The sequence below is a fragment of the Cupriavidus sp. 05N39 genome, from assembly GCF_056397325.1.
In genome coordinates, this window is the sequence record NZ_JBFTNE010000066.1 from 23,776 (window position 1) to 40,964 (window position 17,189).

The 17,189-nt window shown below is 67.4% G+C and carries 16 protein-coding genes and 1 pseudogene; 14 read left to right on the top strand and 3 right to left on the bottom strand.

The window, feature by feature from the left end; translation table 11 throughout:
- Positions 1-37: 37 nt before the first annotated feature.
- The 8 genes from AC1DN0_RS27265 (at position 38) to AC1DN0_RS27300 (ending at position 8,192) form a co-directional block, all read left to right on the top strand.
- A complete protein-coding gene (locus AC1DN0_RS27265) occupies positions 38-973 on the top strand; it encodes an SDR family oxidoreductase (protein WP_477111551.1) in 936 nt (311 codons plus the stop codon).
- The gene (locus tag AC1DN0_RS27270; protein WP_477111550.1) at positions 970-2,541 is read left to right on the top strand and encodes an acyl-CoA synthetase; all 1,572 of its coding nucleotides are present in this window, start codon (positions 970-972) and stop codon (positions 2,539-2,541) included. Before AC1DN0_RS27265 ends, AC1DN0_RS27270 begins: the two co-directional genes overlap by 4 nt.
- Before the next feature lie 70 nt (positions 2,542-2,611).
- Positions 2,612-3,769, top strand: coding sequence for an acyl-CoA dehydrogenase family protein (locus tag AC1DN0_RS27275; RefSeq protein WP_477111549.1), 1,158 nt, complete (start codon positions 2,612-2,614; stop codon positions 3,767-3,769).
- Positions 3,770-3,821: 52 nt separating this feature from the next.
- Positions 3,822-4,823 (top strand): acyl-CoA dehydrogenase family protein, encoded by a 1,002-nt coding sequence (locus tag AC1DN0_RS27280; protein ID WP_477111548.1) that lies wholly within the window; start codon positions 3,822-3,824, stop codon positions 4,821-4,823.
- Complete coding sequence (locus AC1DN0_RS27285) at positions 4,820-5,491, top strand: hypothetical protein (RefSeq protein WP_477111547.1); 672 nt, start codon at positions 4,820-4,822, stop codon at positions 5,489-5,491. The genes AC1DN0_RS27280 and AC1DN0_RS27285 overlap by 4 nt, the downstream gene beginning before the upstream one ends.
- A 21-nt stretch (positions 5,492-5,512) precedes the next feature.
- Positions 5,513-6,307, top strand: coding sequence for a crotonase/enoyl-CoA hydratase family protein (locus AC1DN0_RS27290; RefSeq protein WP_477111546.1), 795 nt, complete (start codon positions 5,513-5,515; stop codon positions 6,305-6,307).
- 25 nt (positions 6,308-6,332) lie between these two features.
- Entirely contained in the window at positions 6,333-7,355 is a 1,023-nt protein-coding gene (locus AC1DN0_RS27295) for an NAD(P)H-dependent flavin oxidoreductase (RefSeq protein WP_477111545.1), read from the top strand.
- Between the two features lie 135 nt (positions 7,356-7,490).
- Entirely contained in the window at positions 7,491-8,192 is a 702-nt protein-coding gene (locus tag AC1DN0_RS27300) for an alpha/beta hydrolase (protein ID WP_441630441.1), read from the top strand.
- Positions 8,193-8,247: 55 nt separating this feature from the next.
- On the opposite strand, the gene AC1DN0_RS27305 is transcribed toward AC1DN0_RS27300, so the two are convergent.
- On the bottom strand, positions 8,248-9,192 hold the full coding sequence (locus AC1DN0_RS27305; RefSeq protein ID WP_477111544.1) for a LysR family transcriptional regulator: 945 nt from the start codon (positions 9,190-9,192) through the stop codon (positions 8,248-8,250).
- A 246-nt stretch (positions 9,193-9,438) separates the two neighbouring features.
- Between AC1DN0_RS27305 and AC1DN0_RS27310 the strand changes: the two genes are divergently transcribed.
- From AC1DN0_RS27310 to AC1DN0_RS27335, 6 genes are all read left to right on the top strand, one after another.
- Complete coding sequence (locus tag AC1DN0_RS27310; RefSeq protein WP_477111543.1) at positions 9,439-10,662, top strand: CaiB/BaiF CoA transferase family protein; 1,224 nt, start codon at positions 9,439-9,441, stop codon at positions 10,660-10,662.
- 54 nt (positions 10,663-10,716) lie between these two features.
- Positions 10,717-11,685 (top strand): Bug family tripartite tricarboxylate transporter substrate binding protein, encoded by a 969-nt coding sequence (locus tag AC1DN0_RS27315; protein WP_441630447.1) that lies wholly within the window; start codon positions 10,717-10,719, stop codon positions 11,683-11,685.
- Between the two features lie 4 nt (positions 11,686-11,689).
- Complete coding sequence (locus tag AC1DN0_RS27320; RefSeq protein WP_441630449.1) at positions 11,690-12,148, top strand: MaoC family dehydratase; 459 nt, start codon at positions 11,690-11,692, stop codon at positions 12,146-12,148.
- A gap of 22 nt (positions 12,149-12,170) precedes the next feature.
- Positions 12,171-12,947, top strand: coding sequence for an SDR family NAD(P)-dependent oxidoreductase (locus tag AC1DN0_RS27325; RefSeq protein ID WP_441630451.1), 777 nt, complete (start codon positions 12,171-12,173; stop codon positions 12,945-12,947).
- Positions 12,948-13,125: 178 nt separating this feature from the next.
- Positions 13,126-14,322: an acyl-CoA dehydrogenase family protein gene (locus tag AC1DN0_RS27330; RefSeq protein WP_441630453.1), complete on the top strand. Its 1,197-nt coding sequence runs from the start codon at positions 13,126-13,128 to the stop codon at positions 14,320-14,322.
- Positions 14,323-14,337: 15 nt separating this feature from the next.
- On the top strand, positions 14,338-15,465 hold the full coding sequence (locus tag AC1DN0_RS27335) for an acyl-CoA dehydrogenase family protein (protein WP_441630455.1): 1,128 nt from the start codon (positions 14,338-14,340) through the stop codon (positions 15,463-15,465).
- Between the two features lie 153 nt (positions 15,466-15,618).
- On the opposite strand, the gene AC1DN0_RS27340 is transcribed toward AC1DN0_RS27335, so the two are convergent.
- Together AC1DN0_RS27340 and AC1DN0_RS27345 are read right to left on the bottom strand one after the other, a co-directional pair.
- Entirely contained in the window at positions 15,619-17,040 is a 1,422-nt protein-coding gene (locus AC1DN0_RS27340; RefSeq protein ID WP_477111542.1) for an aldehyde dehydrogenase family protein, read from the bottom strand.
- Positions 17,041-17,093: 53 nt separating this feature from the next.
- Positions 17,094-17,189: pseudogene (locus tag AC1DN0_RS27345) on the bottom strand (taurine dioxygenase); the annotation flags it as partial.

Below are 17,189 nucleotides of genomic sequence, written 5' to 3' on the forward strand. Positions count from 1 at the left end.
GCAACCAGCCAACAGAATTAGGAATCAAGGATTCGCCATGCAACAGCTTTGCAAGGATCGCGTAGTCGTTATCACCGGCGCTGGCCGGGGCCTCGGGCGCGAGTACGCGCTGGAGTTCGCGCGGCAGGGCGCCAAGGTGGTTGTCAACGACCTGGGCGGGAAGGGCGACGGTTCGGGCGCGGCCAGCGGACCCGCGCTGGAAGTGATCGCGGAGATCCGCGCGATGGGCGGCGAGGCCCTGGCCAACTTCGACGACGTGGCCGACTGGACCGGCGCGAAGAACATGATCGACGCCGCCATCCGCGAGTTCGGCGGGCTGGATGTGCTGGTCAACAACGCCGGCATCCTGCGCGACCGCACGCTCGTCAACATGACCGAGGAAGACTGGGACTCGGTGATCCGCGTGCATATGCGCGGCACCTTCGCGCCGTCGCGCCATGCCGCCGCCTACTGGCGCGAGGAGTCCAAGGCGGGCCGCCAGCGCGTGGCGCGCCTGATCAATACCAGCTCGTCGTCGGGCCTGTACTGCAACGCGGGCCAGGCCAACTATGGCGCGGCCAAGGCGGGCATTGCCGCCATGTCGGTGATTGCCTCGCGCGAACTGGACCGCTATGGCGTGACGGTCAACGCGATCTACCCGACCGCGATGAGCCGCCTGACGGAAGACATCTTCGCGGCCAGGCGCGCCGAGTTCACCGCCGGCGCCGCGCCGGGCTTCGATCCGCTGGACGCCGGCAACGTGGCGCCGCTGGTGGCATGGCTGGGCAGTACCGAATCGAGCGATATCACCGGGCGCGTGTTCGGCGTGCGCGGCGGCCGCATCACCGTGGCCGAGGGCTGGCATGCCGGCCCGCGCATGGAAAAGGAAGGCCGCTGGCTGGCCGAAGAACTGGGCGCGAGGATTCCCGGGCTGGTACGGCAGGCCGCGGCCAACGCCGACACCTCCGGCGAGATCCCGGGAGTGACTCGATGACCAAGACCCCGAAATACCTGGGCGACCACGCCGAACTGACGCCGGAAAAGCCCGCGGCAATCAACGGCTCCACCGGCGAGATCCTGACCTATCGGGAACTCGACGCGCGCTCCAATCGTTTCGCCCAGTGCCTGTACGCGCTGGGGCTGCGGCGCGGCGACCACATCGCCATGGTGCTCGAGAACAATATGCGCTGCTTCGAGCTGTGCTGGGCGGCGCTGCGCTCGGGGCTGATGATCACCCCCGTCAACCGCTTCCTGACGGCGGCGGAAGCGGCCTACATCATCCAGGACAGCAACGCCCAGGTGGTGGTGACGTCGTACGCCATGCGCGACCTGGCGGCGCAGCTCTCCGGCCAGATGCCCACCTGCCGCCTGCAACTGATGATGGATGGCACGATCCCCGGCTGGGACAGCTACGAGGCAGCCACGCAGGCCTGTCCCGCCGAGCGCCTGGCCGAGGAATGGATGGGAGCCACCATGATCTACAGCTCGGGCACCACCGGGCGGCCCAAGGGCATCATCCGCAACCAGCCCAACGGCATGGTCACGGAAGGCTCCGGGTCGGCGCGCCGGCCGCAGTTCGAACGCTACGGCTTCGACGCGCGGACCATTTACCTGTCGCCGGCCCCGCTGTATCACACCGCGCCGCTCGGCTACGGGCTGGAAACGCAGTTCTGCGGCGGCACCATCGTCTTCATGGAGAAGTTCGACGCGGTGGAAGCGCTGCGCATGATCGAGCGCTACCGCGTGACCCACAGCCAGTGGGTGCCGACCATGTTCATCCGCATGCTCAAGCTCGAACCGGCGCAGCGCCAGGGCTTCGACCTGTCCAGCCACCGTGTCGCCATCCATGCCGCGGCGCCGTGCCCGCAGGACGTCAAGCACCAGATGATCGACTGGTGGGGGCCGATCCTGCATGAGTACTACGCGGCCACCGAGGGCAATGGCGTGACCACGCTCGATACGCAGCAATGGCTGGCTCACCCCGGTTCGGTCGGCAGCGCCTTGCTGGGCGTCCTCCATATCTGCGACGACGAGGGCAATGAGCTGCCGGTGGGGGAAACCGGCATGGTGTACTTCGAGCGCGAGCAGCTCCCGTTCCACTATCACAACGATCCCGAGAAGACCCGCTCGGCGCAGCATCCGGTGCATCCGACCTGGACCGCCGTCGGCGACGTGGGCCGCCTGGATGCGGACGGCTATCTCTACCTGACCGACCGCAAGGCGTTCATGATCATCTCGGGCGGCGTCAATATCTATCCGCAGGCTATCGAGGACGCGCTGGTGGTCCACCCTAGCGTGGGCGACGCCGCGGTGATCGGCGTGCCGAACGCCGAGATGGGCGAAGAGGTCAAGGCCGTGGTCGAGCCGGCCAGCGGCGTGGTGCCGTCGGAAGCGCTGGCCGAGGAACTGCTGGCCTACCTGCGCACCAAGGTGGCCCGCTACATGGTGCCGCGCTCGATCGATTTCATCGACGCCATGCCGCGCCTGCCGACCGGCAAGCTCTACAAGCAGCCGCTGCGGGAGCGCTACTGGAATGCGCCCGTACCGGCGCGCAAGACCTGAATAACGATGCGGCGGGCCGGCCGCGCTGTAGCGCCGTGCCATCCGCCCGCACCGAAACCTGGAGCAAGAAGTGAGCAACCTGCTTGATGCCTTCCACCTTACGGCCCTGCCTCCCGAGGCCGAGGCCTTTCGCGCGGAAGTGAAGGATTTCCTCAAGGAAAGCCTGCCACCCGCGACCGCCGATATCCGCGCGCGCTCGTGGCTGGGCTTCGACGCAGCTTTCAGCCGGCGCCTCGCCCAGCGCGGCTGGGTCGGGCTGACCCTGCCCGCCAGCTACGGCGGCGCGGGCATGGATGCGTTCAGGCGCTTCGTGCTGGTGGAGGAACTGCTGGCCGCGGGCGCGCCGGTGGCGGCCCACTGGGTGGCCGACCGGCAGAGCGGTCCGCTGATCCTGAAATACGGCAGCGAGGCGCAGAAGGACTTCTACCTGTCCCGGATCTGCGCGGGCACGGCGTTCTTCTGCATCGGCATGAGCGAGCCGAACGCCGGTTCGGATCTGGCCAGCGTGCGCACGCGCGTCACGCGCTGCGAAGGCGGGTGGCGCCTGAACGGCCGCAAGATCTGGACCACCAACGCGCATCACTGCCACTACATGATCGCGCTGGTGCGCTCGTCCGGTGTGCCGGAAGACCGCCAGAAGGGCCTCTCGCAATTCATCGTCGACCTGTCGCTGCCCGGCGTCAACGTGCGGCCCATCGTCGACCTGACCGGCGACGCGCACTTCTCCGAGGTGACCTTCGACGACGTCTTCCTGGCCGACGGCACGCTGATCGGCAACGAGGGCGGCGGCTGGGAGCAGGTCACGGCGGAACTGGCCTTCGAGCGCAGCGGCCCCGAGCGCATCTACTCCAGCATCGTGCTGATCGATTGCTGGGCCGGGCACCTGCGCCGGCACGGCGCCACCGACGCCGATACCGTTTTGCTGGGCAGCTTCGCCACGCAACTGGCCACCTTGCGCAGCCTGTCGGTGGCGGTCACCGCCAGGCTGGTCCGCGGCGAAAGCCCGATTGTCGAGGCGGCGCTGGTGAAGGACATCGGCACGGAGTTCGAGCAGGCCATCCCCGCGCTGCTGGAAGCCGCCATTGCCGCGGACCCCGGGCAGGAAGTGGATGCCGAGCTCTATCGCACGGTGGCTTACCTCAGCCAGATCTCGCCGACATTCTCGCTGCGCGGCGGTACGCGCGAAGTGCTGCGCGGCATGATCGCGCGCGGCCTGGGCTTGCGCTGAAGCACGCGGCCAACGCATACGGCTAATGCCTACGATTTAGAAAGAGAGACTCATGTTCACCGAAGCCATTGAGCAAATCCTGCGCGACCGGGTCACACCGGAAGCGGTGCGGGCAATCGAGAAAGGCGCGGCGCCCACGGCGGTCTGGGACGCGCTGGATGCGGCGGGTTTCCTGGAACTGCTGGCGCCCGAGGCCGAAGGCGGCGCGGGGCTGCCATTGCCGGCGCTGGCGCCCATCTTCACCGCTTTCGGGCGCTATGCCTTGCCGGTGCCTGCGGCGCAGAGCATCGCGGCGCGGGCGCTGTTGCGCGACGCCGGCGTGCCGGTGCCTGCCGGCATGATCACCCTGGCCGGTGCCTGCCGGCGCACGCCGGACGGCGTGCTGCGCGCGCCGCTGGTGCCGTTCGGCATGACCAGCGACCATGTGCTCGCGAACGTGGACTGCAGCCTGCTGCTGCTTGACGCGACGCAAGCGCAGCGCGTGCCCACCGGCGTGCGCGGCAGCCTGTGCGGCACGCTGAGCTGGAACAGTGACGCCGTGCCTGCCGCCCTTGGCGGCAATGGCGAAGAGGTTCGTCTGTTCAGCGCGGCGATCCACGCGGCCGCTATCGCCGGTGCCCTTGACCGGGTGTTCGGCATGACCCTGCAATACTGCAATGACCGCTCGCAATTCGGCAAGTCGATCGGCAAGTTCCAGGCGGTGCAGCATCACTTGAGCGTGATGGCCCAGCATGTGGCATCGGCGGGCATTGCCGCCGAAATGGCCTTCAGCGATGCGGGCCAGGTCCCGGCCCGGCTGCCGGCAGCCATGGCCAAGGCGCGCACCAGCATGGCGGTGCCGCTGGTGGCAGCGGCGGCGCACGCCCTGCATGGCGCCATCGGCGTGACCGAGGAATACGATCTCCAGCTCTACACGCGGCGCCTGCATGAATGGCGCGCGGCCGATGGCGCGGAGACGTTCTGGAACCGCATGGTCGGTGAAGCGCTGCTGGACCGGGCGCAGGGCTCGGTGGCGGATTTCGCACGGACGACGCTCTGCGCCGTGCCGGCATGAGCGCGCGCAGCCGGGCCGCCGGGCGGCTGCTGCCGATCCTCAGCGAACTCCGGATGGAAGTTCGCGCGCGCAGCCGGCTCGCCCACAAGCTCACGCTGAAGCGCACGGCGAATGGCACGGAAGACTACTACGCCCATCTGGCCGGCTTGTTCGATCGCTGGATCGAGGACAGCGACTTCCATACGCGGGTGGTCTGCTTCGCCTCGGCGACGGAGTTCGGCATGGCGATGCAGCACCATGCCGAACGCTGCCAGGCCGCGGCCCAGGAGAGCGGATCGGATGCGCTGCGCGCGCTGTTCTGGGCATCGCTGCGCCGTATTCAGGCGCGGCGCGGCCACGCCCCTGACATGCGCGCGCCCGCGCCCCCGCCGTTGGCCGCCAGCCCGGAGGCGGCACCGCCATTGCAGGACCTGTGCGCGCGTTGCGAAAGCCTGCGCCACGACGCGCGCTGCGCCGATGGCCATGCCGCGCTGCGGCCTGTCGGCGACGTCCGCTGGCGCAGCTTTGGCGCGGGCGTCGTGTGCCAGACCAAGGAACATCAGTGCCGCGCCTGCAACACCAGATGGACCCGGCGCTGGAGTGTGTCGGATCCGTTCACGGGATGGACAGTGACCCGCCATGCCGCACCCATTCACCACGATGGAAGCATCGTATCAAGCAGCGATTGACGCCGCGAGGAGAACAAATCCATGTCCGATTTTCTGAAGTACGAGCAGGAAGGCCACATCGTTACGCTGACCATGAACGAGCCGGAACGGCGCAATCCCCTGACCGGCAACACGGCGGTACCGGAGTTCCTGGCCGCCGTCGACCGGATCCAGGACGACCGCTCCGTGCGCGCCGTGGTGATCACCGGTAGCGGCGCGGCGTTTTCGTCCGGCGGCAATGTGCGCGACATGGGGCGCCATGCCTCCGGCGAGGTACCTGGCATGGAGATCCGGCAAGACTACCGGCGCGGCATCCAGCGCCTGCCGCTGGCGCTGTTCAACCTGGAGGTGCCGTTGATCGCGGCGGTCAACGGGCCTGCCATCGGCGCGGGGCTGGACCTGACGTGCATGTGCGACATCCGCATCGCGTCGGAGCAAGCCAGGTTCGCCGAGAGCTTCGTCAAGCTGGGCATCATTCCCGGCGACGGCGGCGCCTGGCTGCTGCCGCGCATCATCGGCCTGTCGCGCGCGGCGGAGCTGACCTTTACCGGCCGGATGATCGATGCGCGCCAGGCGCTGGAATGGAACCTGGTGTCGCGCGTGGTACCGGCCGGGGAACTGCTGCCCACCGCGTACGGCATCGCGCAGGTGATTGCCGCCAACCCGCCGCACGCGGTCCGGCTGGCCAAGCGGCTGCTGCGCGAGGGCATGCACACGCGGCTGGACACGCTGCTGGAGATGTCGGCGGCCTTTCAGGTCCTGTCGCACCAGACCGAGGACCATCGGGAAGCGGTCTCCGCCTTTGTCGAGAAACGTTCCCCGTCGTTCGAGGGATAAGCATGGCGCAAGCCATCGTCATGCCATGACAGAATCCAGCTTTCGCACGCGCATCACCGATCTCTTCGGCATCCGCCATCCGCTGCTGCTCGGCGGCATGCATCACCTCGGCGAATCCGGCATCGTCGCCGCGGTGGTCAACGCGGGCGCCATGGGGTTTATCACCGCGCGCTCGTTCGACAGTGTCGACGCCTTGCGCAGCGATCTGCGCCGCTGCCGGGCGCTGACCAACGGCCGGCCGTTCGGCGTGAACCTGACGCTGTCGCGCCGCCCGGGCGCCAACAAGGACGTCGCCGCGTGGATACAGGCCGCGCTGGCGGAGGGCGTGCGCCACTTCGAGAGCGCGGGTTCGTCGCCAGGGGAACTGGTCGATGCCATCCATGATGGCGGCGGCATCCTGATCCACAAGTGCCCCAGCGTGCGCCATGCGCTGAGCGCGGAGCGGCTTGGGGTGGACGCGATCGCGCTGGTCGGGATGGAAGAGGGTGGCCATCCGGGAGACAACCAGCTGTCGGCGTTCCTGAATGGCGCCTTTGCGCTGGAACAGATCCGCATCCCGCTGGTGATCGGCGGCGGTATCGGCAACGGCCGGCAGATTGCCGCCGCGCTCGCGCTGGGCGCCGACGGCGTTGTCATGGGCAGCCGTTTCATGGTCGCGTCGGAGATCATCGCGCACGATGCCCTGAAGCAGAGAATCGTGGCGTCCGATGCGGGTTGTTCGACCGCGATCCTTGCTTCGCTCGGCGATACGTGGCGGGTCCTGGTCAATGACGCGGCGCGCGAGGTGCAGCGGCTGGAAGCCGGTGGCGCGCGCCGCCATGCGGAATTTGGCGACCTGATCCTGTCTTCGCGTACCCGGCAGCGGGTCTACCAGGATGGCGATGTCGAAGGCGGGATCGTCTCGCTGGGGCCCGCCGGCGGCTTTGCCGATGGCATCGTGCCGGCGGCGGAGATCGTTGAGCGGCTCATGCGCGATGCGGCGAGTGCAGCACGGATGTTCGCCGGGCGCTTTGCCTGGGCGGCTCCCGGGCATGTTTTCCCGGCTTAGACCGCGGTTCAATCGTCTAAGCTAGTCAGCATACGGTTCCCGAGGGATTTGGGTCCGGTAGCTTGTTCCATGGTTACGGCATTGTTGTGCGGGATGGCAGCCCCCGATCTTCATGCTGCCAAACGGAGAAAGGATATGACCAAGTCTCGGATGAACATTGTTCTTGTGCATGGTGCCTGGGGCGATGCCTCGCACTGGCGGGGCGTCATCCCCTTGCTGCACGCCAAGGGCTACCACGTGGTCGCGGTGCAAAACCCCCTGACGGGGCTGGCCGACGACATTGACCGCACGAGCAAGCTCGCCGCGGCACAGGAGGGTCCGACCTTGCTGGTGGGGCATTCCTATGGCGGCGCGGTCATCACCGGCGCTGGCCACGCGCCGAATGTGGCGGGCCTTGTCTATGTCGCCGCGTTCGCGCCGGATGAAGGGGAAAGCCTGGGGAGCATCTTTGCACGGCAAGCGCCGCCTCCGGGCGCCGCGCATATCCGGCCGGACAAGGAAGGCTTCCTCTGGCTCGATCCCGTGGCCTTCAAGGAGAGCTTTGGCGACGACCTGGATGACACGGACGCCCTGGTGATGGCGGCGACGCAAAAGCCTATCGCAGCACGGTGCTTCGAGGATAAGTCCGGACCGCCGGCCTGGAAGACCAAGCCTGCCTGGTACCAGGTGTCGGACAACGACCGCATGATCCCGCCGGAGGCCGAGCGCTGGATGGCGGAACGCATGCAGCCGAAGAAGACGATTTCGCTTGCGGCGAGCCACGCTTCGCTGGCGTCGCATGCGGGAGAGATCGCCGATCTGATCGATGAGGCCGCCCGCTCGCTGGAGGCGAAGTAGACGCGCCTGACGCAGCGCTTGCCGAGACCATCGGCAGGCAAGCGGGGACGGGCAGTCAGGGGACGGGATGCGTCAGCCCGGCGCATCCCGTCCCGTCCGCCACGGTCCCGAGCGGGAACTCGCGCTCCGCCAGTTCCCGGAAACGATGTGCCGCCTGGCTTTCAAGGCCCGGGCGGTGGACCAGCGCCAGGCCGATGGATGCCGCCAGCGGGAAGTCGGTGAAGGGCCGGTAGACGATGCCGGCGCTCGGCCAGCGTTTCACGATGGACGGCACCAGGCCAACCCCGAGCCCGCTTTCCACCAGTGCCAGTACGGTCTGGATCTGGATGGCTTCCTGCCTGACGCGCGGCAGGAAGCCCGCGAGCTGGCAGGCCATCATGGCCGCGCTGTGCAGCCCGGACCCTTCGTCCGGGGCGTACATCACAAAGCGCTCCTGCGCCAGTCCGGCCAGCGGCATGGGTCCTTCACCGGCCAGCGGGTGGGCGCGCGGCAGCGCTGCCACGAACTGGTCGTGCTCCAGCTGCAACAGTTCCGCGTTGGCGCGCCTGAGCAAGGGCGTGCGCACCAGGCCCACATCGAGCGCTTCCTCGTCCAGCATCTGCATGATGCGCACGGAAGTGGATTCGCGCAGGACCAGCTCCACACCGGGGTAGTCGGCGTGAAAGCGGGACACCAGGCGCGGCAGCAACGCAAGGGTGGCGGAGCCGACAAAGCCGATGCGCAGAACGCCGCCGGTGCCGCAACTGGCGGCACGGGCCACTTCGCTCAACTGCCCCCCGTGAAAGAGGATAAGACGCGCTTCGGCCAGCGCGGCGCGGCCGGCGGCGGTCAGCGTGACGCCGCGCGCGTCCCTGGAAAACAGCGTGATATCCAGCTCCGCCTCCAGCTTCTGGATCGAAACCGACAAGGCGGGCTGCGCGATATGCAGGCGTTCGGCGGCGCGGTGGAAATTCAGCGTTTCGGCCAGCACGACAAAGTGCCGTATGCGTCGGAGATCCATCAGATCGGGGACTTCGCTTAGAGGGGACTTCGAAGGGAACATGTTAGTCCGCCGCGCGGGCATTACGCATCCGGGTTAGCCCGATAGCGCAACGACGTGCCCGGTGGCGGCACGCGGCGCGATAACGATTGTCTATCGGCCGCGCGCAAATCGGTATTGGACGCTGTCTTGCGCGCTGACTAATCTGGCGCGACGTTCGATGACAGATTCGATGACAGATGCAATTTTTGGCGAGGACAGACTGACATGATGAAAGCGCTCGGACATATCAAGGTGCTCGACCTGACACGCGTGCTGGCAGGCCCGTGGGCCACGCAGAATCTCGCCGACATGGGCGCGGACGTGATCAAGATAGAGCGGCCGGGCGGAGGCGACGACACGCGCGCTTATGGCCCGCCGTTCCTGAGGAACGCGCAAGGCATGGAAGCCGCCGATTCGTCGTACTTCCTCAGCGCCAATCGCGGCAAGCGCTCGGTCACGGCGGACCTGGCCTCGCCGGAAGGCCAGGAGATCGTGCGCGAACTGGCGCGCACGGCGGACGTGCTTGTGGAGAACTACAAGGTGGGAACGCTGGCACGCTACGGCCTTGCCTATGAAGACCTGCGCGCGCTGAATCCGCGCCTGGTCTATTGCTCCATCACCGGCTTCGGCCAGTCCGGGCCCTATGCGTCGTTGCCCGGCTATGACTTCGTGTTCCAGGGCATGAGCGGCCTGATGAGCATCAGCGGCCTGCCGGACGGCGAGGCCGGAGGCGGCCCCGTCAAGTCCGGCATCGCCATCAGCGACCTGCTTACCGGCATGTACGCCAGCACCGCCATCCTGGCCGCGCTGGAACACCGCAATATCAGCGGGAGCGGCCAGCATATCGACCTGGCGCTGCTCGACTGCATGGTCACCATCGGCTCCTACCAAGCCATCAATTACTTCCTGTCCGGCAAGATTCCGCAGCGCATGGGCAATGCCCACTCCAACATGGTGCCTTACCAGGTGTTCCGCTGCCAGGAGGGCGACGTCATCGTGGCGGTCGGCAACGACAGCCAGTTCACTGCGTTTTGCGGTGTAATCGACCGGCCCGGGCTGGCAACGGATCCCCGTTTTTCCTCGGCCCCGCAGCGCAATCGCTATCGCGCGGAGCTGATCCCCGAGATCGCGCGCGCCATGCTGACGCGCCCGATGGCGGAATGGATCGCGCGCATGGAAGCGGCCAATGTGCCATGCGGTCCGATCTACAACATGCAGCAGGTATTCGAGGATCCGCAAGTCAGGCATCGGCAAATGCTGCTGTCCATGCCCCATGGCAATGGGGTACAGGTGCCCTCGCTCGCCAACCCCATCCGCTTCTCCGACACGCCGATCCGCTATGAGCGAGCCGCGCCCACGCTTGGCCAGCACACCGACGAAGTGCTGGCGCGGGAACTGGGCTATTCGCCCGAGCGCATCGGCGCGCTGCGCGGCAAAGGGCGGATCTGAGCCCTGGCCGGCGCCGCGCCACATCCATCGATAACAGAAATGGCGGAGACAACCATGCAATGCTTCGTTCGTGCCATGGCAATTGCCGTGGCCTTCCTGTGCATGCCGGCGGCCACGCATGCACAAGGCCGGAACCAGCCCATCCGCTTCATCGTGCCCTATCCTCCGGGTGGCGCCACGGACCAGATAACCCGCCTGGTGGCGCATGAAGCCGCCAATGCGCTGGGCACTCCGATCGTGGTGGAAAACAAGGCCGGCGGGGCAGGGATGATCGCTGCCGAGACGGTTGCCCGCGCCGAGCCGGACGGCAGGACTTTCCTGATCGGTTCGAACGGCCCGCTGGTGATCAACAGCGCGCTGTTCCGCAAATTGCCCTACGACCCTGTCAAGGACTTCGTGCCGGTGGCGGGCCTCGGCAAGACGCCGCTGTTGCTGGCCATCAGGCCCGGTTTGCCGGTGAAGTCGGTCGCGGAGCTGGTAGCCCTCGGCAAGAAGGAGCCGGGCAAGCTGACCATGGGATCGGCCGGCAACGGCAACATCTCGCACCTGGCCGGCGAGTACACCGCCAATGCCCTGGGCTTCAAGGCCACCCTGGTGCCCTATGGCGGCAGCGCTCCCGCCATCATCAGCCTGGTCGGCGGCAATATCGACCTGCTCTTCGACGCGCTGCCGTCGTCGCTGCAACAGGTACGCGCCGGCAAGATCCGCGCGCTTGCCATTCTGGACGCCACGCGCTTTGCGCTGCTGCCGGACGTGCCGACGCTGCGCGAACTGGGTTTTCCCAATACCGATGCCAGCGCGTGGTTCGGCGTGGTGGCCCCGGCCAGGACGCCGGAGCCGGTCATCGCGAGACTGAGCAAGGCCATCAATGTGTCGTTGCGGCAACCCGCGCTGATAGAGAAGCTGCAGGCCATCGGCGCGCAACCCCTTCCTGCCACCCCGGAGGAGTTTGGCCGTCTCCTGAGCGAGGAACGCGCCAAATGGATTCCGGTGGCGAACACCCTCGGACTGAAAGCGGATTAGACCTATGCATACCCTGAACTCCATCGACGCGGTTCGCGCCCGGCTACACGGGCCGGCCGCGGTCAGCGGCTATTTCACCCTTGACCAGGCCACCATCGACACCTTTGCCAACGTGACCGGCGACCGGCAATGGATCCATGTCGATCCGGCGCGCGCCGCCGCCGATTCGCCCTATGGCTGCACCATCGCCCACGGGCTGCTGACCCTGTCGATGGTCACCGTCGCCTACACGCAGTGCTTCAGCCTTCCGGGCTGCAAGCTCCTGCTCAACTACGGCTTCGACAAGATCCGCTTCACCGGCCCGGTGCCGGCGGGTGCCCGCATCCGCGGCAGCTTCCACCTGGCCGGTCTGGAAGACGTCCGCCCGGGCGAGGTGCGCGGCATCTGGCGGGTGGAGATCCATGTGGAAGGGAGCGAGCGCCCGGCCATGGTGGCCACGTGGCTGCTGCAGATGCGCTACTGATCGCCGACAGGAAGGAGAGAATATGGACTGCACCCCGAATTCCCTGCAGGGAAAGAGCATCATCGTCACCGGCGCGGCACAGGGCATCGGCCGCGCCATCGCGCGCCTGGCGCTGGACCTGGGCGCCCAGGTGAGCGCCGTGGACCTGAACGCCGAAGCGCTGGCCGAACTGCGGCTGGCCTGCGGCGACGCCCCGCTGCTGACGCTGGCCGGCAGCGTAGCCGACGCGGAATTTGCCGCGCATGCCGTGCGCGAAGCCGTGGCGCGTTTCGGGGCCGTGCATGGCCTGGTCAACAACGCAGGCATCACGCGCCCGGCCATGATCGAGAAGATGACGGCGCAAGCCTGGCAGCAGGTGATCGACGTGCACCTGACCGGCTCCTTTCACTTCCTGCAAGCGGCCGGCCGCCACATGCTGGAGCGCGCGCGCGCCGGAGACGCCACGGGCGGGGCCATCGTCAATATTTCATCCGACGCGGGGCGCCGCGGCACCATCGGCCAGATCAACTACGGCGCGGCGAAGGCGGGCGTGCTGGGCCTGACCATGTGCGCGGCGCGCGAGTGGGGCAAGTACGCCATCCGCGTCAATACCGTCGGCTTCGGCGTGGTGGAGACGCCGATGACCGAGACCATCCGCAGCGACAAGTTCCGGGACACCTACCTCGCGCAGATCCCGCTGGGGCGCTGGGCGGCGCCGGAAGAAGTGGCGCGTCCGGTTTGCTTCCTGCTTTCCGATGCGGGCTCTTATGTGACGGGGCAGCACCTGTCGGTCAACGGGGGCTACACCATCGGTCTTTGAACCCGGTGCGGCGGCGCCGGCAGGGTGTTCTTGCCCGATGGGTGGCCCACCCGTCGGCGCGCGGCCGGGACGCATCTCGTACCGCTAGCATGGGGGCAGCCAAACACTTTCAAACACGCCGGGCCTGGCGCAGGCAGAGAGGCGCCGGGCGCGCGCGAGCATACGAGGGGACAAGCCAATGGATTTGCGATTCACCGCGGCGGAACAAGGGTTCCGGGAGGAGGTCCGTGCCTTTGCGCAGGACAGGCTGCCCGCCGATATCCGCGACAAGGTGCTGGGCCACCGCCGCCTGGGTAAGGACGACTACGTGCGCTGGCACCGTATCCTGCACGCGCACGGCTGGGGTGCGCCGGCCTGGCCGAAGCAGTTCGGCGGCACCGGCTGGACCGCCATGCAGCGCCTGATCTTCGAGATCGAGACATTCCGCGCCGGCGCGCCGCGCCTGCTCTCGTTCGGCCTGACCATGATCGCCCCGGTGCTGATGAAATACGGCAGCCCCGAGCAACAGGCGCGCTTCCTGCCGCGCATCCCGGGCATGGAGGATTTCTGGTGCCAGGGCTACTCGGAGCCGGGCTCGGGCTCAGACCTGGCCTCGCTGAAGACGCGCGCCGAGCGCCGGGGCGACCGCTACATCGTCAACGGCCAGAAGATCTGGACCACCATGGCCCAGTACGCAGACTGGATCTTCTGCCTGGTACGGACCGATCCCGAGGCCAAGCAGCAGGAAGGCATCTCGATGCTGCTGATCGACATGAACTCGCCCGGCATCACCGTGCGGCCCATCGTCACGCTCGATGGCAGTCACGATGTCAACGAAACGTGGTTCGAGAATGTCGAGGTGCCGGTCGCCAACCTCGTGGGCGAGGAAAACCGTGGCTGGACCTACGCCAAATACCTGCTGGGCCATGAGCGCACCGGCATTGCCGGCATCGGCCATTGCCACCGCGAGTTGCGCCAGCTCAAGCACTATGCCAGCCAGGCCACCGATGGCGCGGGCCGTCCGATGAGCGAGGACGTGCGCATGCGCGACAAGATCGCGCGCCTGGAGATGGACCTGATGGCGCTGGAGATGTTGCTGCTGCGCGCGATCACCCAGGATGGCGGCCGGGGCCCGGGCCCCGAGGCCTCCATCATCAAGATTCGCGGCTCCGAGCTGCAGCAGGATATCGCCATGCTGCAGATGGAGGTGGCTGGCCCGCACGCCTGGCCATTTGCGCCGCAATGGCTCGACGCGGGCTCCGTGCAACCGGTGAGCGGCCCGGACTGGGCCGCGCCGGCGGCCTCGACCTACTTCGATATGCGCAAGACCACGATCTATGGCGGCGCCACCGAGGTGCAGAAGAACATCATCGCCAAGATGATCCTCGGTTTCTGAAGGGACTAAGCAGACATGGACTTCACCTACAGCGAAGAACAGCAAATGCTGGCGGACAGCCTGCGCCGGTTTGTCGACACGGAATATACCTTTACGCAACGCCGCAACAGCGCACGCGGTGGCGGTGGCTTCGACCGCAGGATGTGGTCGGCGCTGGCCGAGATGGGCGTGCTGGGACTGACCGTGCCGCCGGAATTCGGCGGCTTCGGCCAAGGCGCGGCGAGCCAGTTGGTGGTGCATCGCGAGCTGGGCCGGGGCCTGGTGCTGGAACCGGTGATCCCCAGCGCGGTGATGGCTACGGCGGTGCTCGCCGCGTACGGCAGCAAGGCGCAGCAGCAAGCCTGGCTACCCGCGCTTGCCGCCGGCGAGCGCGTGCTTGCGCTGGCCTATCTCGAACCCGCCACCCGTTACCGCCCGGAGGCCGCGCGCGCCAGCGCCGAGCGCCGCGGCGACGGCTATGTGCTCAACGGTATCAAGTCGCTGGCCTGGCACGGTGCGGCCGCGGACGCCTTGCTGGTCAGCGCCCGTGTCGCCGGCAGCAACGACCTTGCGCTATTCCTGGTGCCGCGCGACGTGCCCGGGCTGACCATCGGTGCCTACCCCACCATGGATGGCCTGCATGCCGCGGACCTGACGCTGAGCAATGTGCTGGTGGGCGGCGATGCGGTGATCGGCCAGCCTGCCGATGGCCTGGCCGCGCTCGAGCACGGTATCGATCACGGCCTTGCCGCGCTCTGCGCCGAAGCGGCGGGCGCGATGGAGAAGCTGATTGCCATCACCGGCGAATACCTGCGCAACCGTCACCAGTTCGGCAAGCCGCTGGCGAGTTTCCAGGCCCTGCAGCATCGCATGGCGGATATGCTGGTGCAGGCCGAGCTGGCGCTGTCGATGGCCTATGTTGCCGCGCAGGGGCTGACCGAGTCCGACCTCGCCGCGCGTCGCCGTATGCTGTCCGGCGCGAAGGTGGTGGTGGCGAGGGCTGGCCGCCTGGTCGGCCAGCAAGCGGTGCAGCTGCACGGCGGCATGGGCATGACCGATGAGCTGGAGGTGGGAGACTACTTCAAGCGGCTGACGATGATGGATGTGCTGCTGGGGGATTCGGATTACCACCTGGGGCGGTATTGCGTGGCGATGGCCGCGTAGTGCCTGTGTTCTGAACGGGTGCGGGTGGCCTGCGGCAAAACGCCGGTTTGCGCCCCTCTCCCGCCATGCGGGAGAGGGCGGCATTGCTGGAGTCACCCCAGCGATGAATCGACCCACACGAAAGCCGGATAAACCTCGCTTTCTTCTCTTGTTTCAGCTCGTCACCGACTTGCACTCCAGGAACTCGGCCAGACCCTCGGCCCCATACTCCCGCCCGTTGCCCGAAGTCTTGTACCCGCCGAAAGGCACCGTGATATCCAGCATCGCCCCATTGATCCGCACCGACCCCACCCGCAGGCGCGCCGCCACGCGGCGTGCGCGTTCGGGGTTGCCCGAGGCGATATAGCCGGCCAGGCCGAACACGGAGTCGTTGGCAATCGCGATGGCGTCGTCTTCGCCGTCATACGGGATCATGGCCAGCACGGGCCCGAAGATTTCCTCGCGAGCAATGGCCATGTCATTGCGCACATCGGCGAAAACGGTGGGCCTGGCGTAGAAGCCGCGCTCCAGCCCTTCCGGACGGCCAGGGCCGCCAGCCACCACGCGCGCGCCTTCCTCGATGCCGATGCCGACCATGCGCTGCACCTTTTCGTACTGCCCACGGTTGGAGATCGGGCCCATCCTGGTGGCCGGATCCGCCGGGTCGCCCACGACGACCGCGTTGGCAGCCGCGGCGGCGATGGTGACGGCCTCCTCATAGCGTTCGCGCGGCACCAGCATGCGCGTCGGCGCCACGCAGGTCTGCCCGGAGTTGGCCATGCACTGCGCCACGCCGCTGGTCACCGCGGCTTGCAGGTCGGCATCGTCGAGGATCAGCAGCGCGGACTTGCCGCCAAGCTCCTGGGCCACCCGTTTGACGGTAGGGGCGGCGCTGATCGCCACTTCCACGCCGGCGCGCGTGGATCCGGTGATCGACACCATGTCCACGCCGGGGTGCGAGGAGAGGGCGGCGCCCACGATCGGGCCTGCGCCATAGATCATGTTGAATACGCCGGGAGGCGTGCCGGCTTCGTGCATGATCTCGGCGAAGATGATCGCGTCCAGCGGCGAAATCTCGGACGGCTTGAGCACCACCGTGCAGCCCGCGGCCAGCGCCGGCGCAACCTTGGCGGCGATCTGGTTCAACGGCCAGTTCCAGGGCGTGATCAGCGCGGCGACGCCGATCGCCTCTCGCCGGACATAGCTCTTGGCATGCGCGGTTTCGAACTCGAAATGGCGCAGCGTCTCCACGGCGGCCTGGATCTGCGCCAGCCCGATGGGCGCCTGCACGTTCTTGCACAGCGTGATAGGGGCGCCGATTTCGGCACGCACGGCCTCGGCGATGTCGCCCAGGCGGGCGCGGTAAAGCTCGATCACGCGTTCAAGCAGGGCGATACGTTCCTCGCGGCTGGTTTCCGACCACGCCGGGAAAGCAGCCCGCGCGGCGGCGACGGCGGCGTGGACGTCCGTGGCGGTGCCCATTGCCAGCTTGCCGGCCGGTGCTTCGGTGGCCGGATCGACGATATCCACCAGCGTGCTGCCGGCGGATGGTTCGACCCATTGGCCGTTGATGTAGAAATGGTTCAGCATCTTCATTAGCGTTCTCCTTCGTGTTTTGTACGCGTGGTACGAGCAGCCGGATGCCCGGCTCAGACCGGACGGTCGCCGATGACGGTCGCCCGCATCATGTGCCGTACCGCCGGGAAGTAGTCCTGGACTGCATAGTGCTGGGTGGAGCGGTTGTC

What these genes read in the sequence shown, in the direction of transcription:
- AC1DN0_RS27265 (WP_477111551.1), top strand. Translation starts at nt 38, where the DNA reads ATGCAACAGCTTTGCAAGGATCGCGTAGTCGTTATCACCGGCGCTGGC.
- AC1DN0_RS27270 (WP_477111550.1), top strand. Translation starts at nt 970, where the DNA reads ATGACCAAGACCCCGAAATACCTGGGCGACCACGCCGAACTGACGCCG.
- AC1DN0_RS27280 (WP_477111548.1), top strand. Translation starts at nt 3,822, where the DNA reads ATGTTCACCGAAGCCATTGAGCAAATCCTGCGCGACCGGGTCACACCG.
- AC1DN0_RS27285 (WP_477111547.1), top strand. Translation starts at nt 4,820, where the DNA reads ATGAGCGCGCGCAGCCGGGCCGCCGGGCGGCTGCTGCCGATCCTCAGC.
- AC1DN0_RS27290 (WP_477111546.1), top strand. Translation starts at nt 5,513, where the DNA reads ATGTCCGATTTTCTGAAGTACGAGCAGGAAGGCCACATCGTTACGCTG.
- AC1DN0_RS27295 (WP_477111545.1), top strand. Translation starts at nt 6,333, where the DNA reads ATGACAGAATCCAGCTTTCGCACGCGCATCACCGATCTCTTCGGCATC.
- AC1DN0_RS27300 (WP_441630441.1), top strand. Translation starts at nt 7,491, where the DNA reads ATGACCAAGTCTCGGATGAACATTGTTCTTGTGCATGGTGCCTGGGGC.
- AC1DN0_RS27305 (WP_477111544.1), bottom strand. Translation starts at nt 9,192, where the DNA reads ATGGATCTCCGACGCATACGGCACTTTGTCGTGCTGGCCGAAACGCTG.
- AC1DN0_RS27310 (WP_477111543.1), top strand. Translation starts at nt 9,439, where the DNA reads ATGATGAAAGCGCTCGGACATATCAAGGTGCTCGACCTGACACGCGTG.
- AC1DN0_RS27315 (WP_441630447.1), top strand. Translation starts at nt 10,717, where the DNA reads ATGCAATGCTTCGTTCGTGCCATGGCAATTGCCGTGGCCTTCCTGTGC.
- AC1DN0_RS27320 (WP_441630449.1), top strand. Translation starts at nt 11,690, where the DNA reads ATGCATACCCTGAACTCCATCGACGCGGTTCGCGCCCGGCTACACGGG.
- AC1DN0_RS27325 (WP_441630451.1), top strand. Translation starts at nt 12,171, where the DNA reads ATGGACTGCACCCCGAATTCCCTGCAGGGAAAGAGCATCATCGTCACC.
- AC1DN0_RS27330 (WP_441630453.1), top strand. Translation starts at nt 13,126, where the DNA reads ATGGATTTGCGATTCACCGCGGCGGAACAAGGGTTCCGGGAGGAGGTC.
- AC1DN0_RS27335 (WP_441630455.1), top strand. Translation starts at nt 14,338, where the DNA reads ATGGACTTCACCTACAGCGAAGAACAGCAAATGCTGGCGGACAGCCTG.
- AC1DN0_RS27340 (WP_477111542.1), bottom strand. Translation starts at nt 17,040, where the DNA reads ATGAAGATGCTGAACCATTTCTACATCAACGGCCAATGGGTCGAACCA.